The organism is Desulfobaculum sp., assembly GCF_054921475.1.
In genome coordinates this window covers 1-3,433 of sequence record NZ_JBUDSW010000322.1, presented here as the reverse complement: position 1 = coordinate 3,433, position 3,433 = coordinate 1, and the positions used below count along the sequence as shown (strand labels likewise).

The 3,433-nt window shown below is 62.7% G+C and carries 4 protein-coding genes; 3 read left to right on the top strand and 1 reads right to left on the bottom strand.

Features of this window, described 5'->3' with window-relative positions; all coding sequences use genetic code 11:
• Window positions 1-204: 204 nt before the first annotated feature.
• Complete coding sequence (locus ACY69P_RS15315) at window positions 205-612, top strand: hypothetical protein (protein WP_462328098.1); 408 nt, start codon at window positions 205-207, stop codon at window positions 610-612.
• Between the two features lie 455 nt (window positions 613-1,067).
• The gene (locus ACY69P_RS15310; protein ID WP_462328097.1) at window positions 1,068-1,820 is read left to right on the top strand and encodes a YkgJ family cysteine cluster protein; all 753 of its coding nucleotides are present in this window, start codon (window positions 1,068-1,070) and stop codon (window positions 1,818-1,820) included.
• Between the two features lie 54 nt (window positions 1,821-1,874).
• Here ACY69P_RS15310 and ACY69P_RS15305 read toward each other — a convergent pair whose 3' ends face one another.
• Entirely contained in the window at window positions 1,875-2,357 is a 483-nt protein-coding gene (locus ACY69P_RS15305) for a VOC family protein (protein ID WP_459898394.1), read from the bottom strand.
• A 198-nt stretch (window positions 2,358-2,555) separates the two neighbouring features.
• Here ACY69P_RS15305 and selB point away from each other — a divergent pair.
• A partial coding sequence (gene selB / locus ACY69P_RS15300) for a selenocysteine-specific translation elongation factor (RefSeq protein ID WP_462328096.1) occupies window positions 2,556-3,433 on the top strand: 878 nt, incomplete at its 3' end.

The window sequence follows — 3,433 nt, the reverse complement described above, 5'->3', positions numbered from 1 at the left end:
AAAAATTGAAAAACCCTGAGAGGGAACGGCTGACGGGGGCTGCGGCGGAAGACTGCTCTAGCGGGTACTACAGTGGGCGGCGCGCAGGAATACGCCGCGTGCATATCCATGGAGCGCACTCGGGATGTTGCCAGTCGGCGCGCGCCCCGGTACGCTCCGCACCGCCACATCATGAACCATCGCCAAGCTCGACAGGAGGAGCGTATGACCGAGTGCACCAGTTTTCTTGAAGCATGGACGCAGGACCCCAACGCGGTAAAGCCCGCTTTTGCCCGCCTGAAGGCGGTGCTGGAGCAGTGCGGCGAGGCGGAGCTGTCCTTCAAGGCCCGCCCGGGTATTACCTATTCTTTGCGCGGGGCCTGTCCCGGGCATGACCGCGACCTGTTTGTTATGGTGGACGTTGTGGACGATGACCCGGCGGACCGTTGGCTGTCCGTGTGCTTTTATGATGATCAGGTCACGGACCCGGAGGACCGGGGCGACTGGGCTCCCGGCGGCCTTGCCGGGCAGGACGCCCGGTGTTTCAATATTGATGAAGAGGACGCCGCCGCTGTCGCCTATGTGGAAGCCCGTATCCTTGAGGCGTGGCAGGCCGCCAAGGCCGCCGCGTAGCCGCGGCATGCTGCGGCTACGCTCACGGCGACACTTTGTGCCGCGCCTAGAACTCTGGCGTTACTTTGCGCGGCTGGTGCTGGAGTCTTTTCCCCTGCGCCGCGCCTGACCGTGTGGCCAAAGCGCCGCGTAAAACGGCCCGTCTCTATTGAGGCGGGCCGTTTTTGTGCGCTCGGGCATGGGGTGGATGGCAAACGCTGTGGACGCCTTGCAAAAACGCGGTGCATCACGCGCCAACGTTTTGCGGAAACGCATCGGCAAAACGCGCTCGTTTTCGCGTCCGCCCTGCGTTTTTGTGCAAAACCCGCCACGGTGCAAAACAGAAGCCGGTCCATGCCTTCACTTGTTGCAGAATACGTTCTATAGTCGCGCCCGAGTCTCTCCCGTTGGCTTCGCTGTTGTTGTACGTGTCAGGAATTCTCGCCGCGGGAGCAAGAAGCGTCTCTGGAGGCGTTATGTGTGACAAGGAAAGGATATTTTTGACGCGCGATGAGGCCGTGGAGGCCATGCGCATCGATTTTGAGCAATACGCGCCGCAGATGGCGCTGTTCGCCGACCTTGCCCCGCGTTTTCTTGGGGGGCCGGCGCGTATTGTGGAGCACGGTGGCGGCATTGCCCTGCGGGTGGATGCCGCTGCTGGTCCGCGCTACATTCCGGCTGATGAGGCTGGGGAGTGCATCTGGCAGGCGGTGGAGCGCGCCAAGCTGCCCTTGGAGGGGCTTGCGGCGCTGTGCCACTCGGTATTCTGGGGACGGACGGAAGTCGGTCCCGGCCCGGATGGTGAGGGCGACGGCATTTGGATGGAAACCGGCATGGAGCGCTTTGCGTGCAATGAATGCGGGCTGTGCTGCTTTACGCTGGACTACCGCTGTTCCTGCACGGAGGAGGACCGCGCCCGCTGGCTGGCGGCGGGGCGGGAAGACATTCTCGAATGGGTCGGCGATGTGCTGGAGGATGGCGAATGGCTGCGCGACAGGCTGTGGGTGCGCCCGGGAACCACGCTTCCAGCGGAGCAGTGCCCGTGGATGGTCACGCGTCCGGACGGCGGGTACTCCTGCGGCATCCATGACGTGAAACCGCAGGTCTGCCGCGAGTATCCCGGCAGTGTGAAGCACGGCGCGCTGACCGGATGCTACGCCTTTGCGCCGGAGCAAAAGCGCTACCGCCAGCGCGAAGCCGTGGCGCATGACGACGGAGAAACGGTCTAACACACGCGACAATGGCCGGGACGCCACACGGTGCCCCGGCCTTTTTGCGTGCTGTTAGGAGTTGATGAGGCGTTTGACCTCATCAACCGGCGTCATGGTCTTGTCCGCAATTTCCTGCGGCGAGTACCCTTGGTTGTGGAAGCGCAGGGCCACAACACCCATGGGCTCGGCAAATTCAATGATGTGCCCGTCAGGGTCAAGGATGCGGAAGGCGCGCTGGCCCCATGGCTGTTCGTGGATGTCATTCAGCAGGGCAACGTCGTGCTCGCGCAGGTTTTCCAGCGCAGCTTCAAGGGCCGGGGTTTCGAAGTAGAGTTCGAGATTATTGCGCCCTTGTGGCGTGTCCGTGCCGTCGGGCAGGGTTTTGTGCATCATGGAGAGCGCGTCCTTTGCTGTCCACAGGGCGAAGCCTTTGTAGGCGGTGTAGGCGTCCTCTACGGCAAAGAGTTCTTCCTGCTCCAGCACCTCGGTATAGAACGGGCGCGAGGCCTTCATATCCGCCACGAAGAGGACCGGTCCTTCAAAGATGGGTTTCATCTCGCTCTCCTTGTAGAGATTTCCCTATTGATATTCCAGAATGCCGCAGATGCGTCAACACGCCGCCCACGCCTTTGCCGGGTTGAGAGGGCGGCGTTTTTGCCATAGAAGGAAAGACCAAGGCAACTTACGCAGTAGAGCGCGATTTCATATACGAGCGAGACCACCGGATGCGTCCGGTGAAGGAGAGAGGGAACCATGCCTGTCATCATGGGCACAGCCGGACATATCGACCACGGCAAAACCACGCTGGTGAAGGCCCTCACCGGCATTGATTGCGACAGACTGGCCGAGGAAAAAAAGCGCGGCATTACCATTGAACTGGGCTTTGCCCACTGGGATATGCCAAACGGAAAACGACTCGGCATTATTGATGTTCCCGGCCATGAGCGCTTCGTCAAAAACATGGTGGCTGGCGCATCGGGCGTGGATTTTGTCCTGCTGGTTGTGGCGGCGGATGAGGGCGTTATGCCCCAGACGCGGGAGCATCTGGAAATTTGTACCCTGCTCGGCGTCAAGCACGGGCTGGTGGCCCTTACCAAGGCCGATATGGTGGACGCAGACTGGCTGGAGCTGGTGCGCGAGGACTTGTCCGGCGTGCTCGCCGGGACCTTTCTGGAGGAGGCGCAGGTGCTGCCGGTGTCGTCCCACACGGGCGACGGGCTGGAGGAGGTGCGTCAGGCCGTGCAGGACATGGCCGCGGGCTTTGCCGTGCGCCGCCGCTCGGACCTGTTGCGCCTGCCCATCGACCGTGTCTTTACCCTGCGCGGGCACGGCACTGTGGTGACCGGCACGTTGGTCTCCGGCGCTGTGCGCATTGGCGAGGAGGTGGAACTCTACCCCGCCGGAACGCGCGCCAAGGTGCGCAGCCTGCAATCCCACGGCGACAGCGTGGAGGAGGCCCCGGCTGGCCGCCGCACCGCCGTGAACCTTGCGGGGTTGGAGGTGGAGGACATCACGCGCGGCGAGGTTGTGGCGCGTCCGGGCACACTGTTCCCCAGCACCGTGTGGGACGTGGAACTGACCTACCTTGCCTCGGCAGGCAAGGAGCTCAAGCACCGCAAGGAACTGCACTT

Bases quoted from the DNA above. Each gene is read 5' to 3' on its own strand.
- ACY69P_RS15305 (WP_459898394.1), bottom strand. From the start codon at position 2,357: ATGAAACCCATCTTTGAAGGACCGGTCCTCTTCGTGGCGGATATGAAG.
- ACY69P_RS15310 (WP_462328097.1), top strand. From the start codon at position 1,068: ATGTGTGACAAGGAAAGGATATTTTTGACGCGCGATGAGGCCGTGGAG.
- ACY69P_RS15315 (WP_462328098.1), top strand. From the start codon at position 205: ATGACCGAGTGCACCAGTTTTCTTGAAGCATGGACGCAGGACCCCAAC.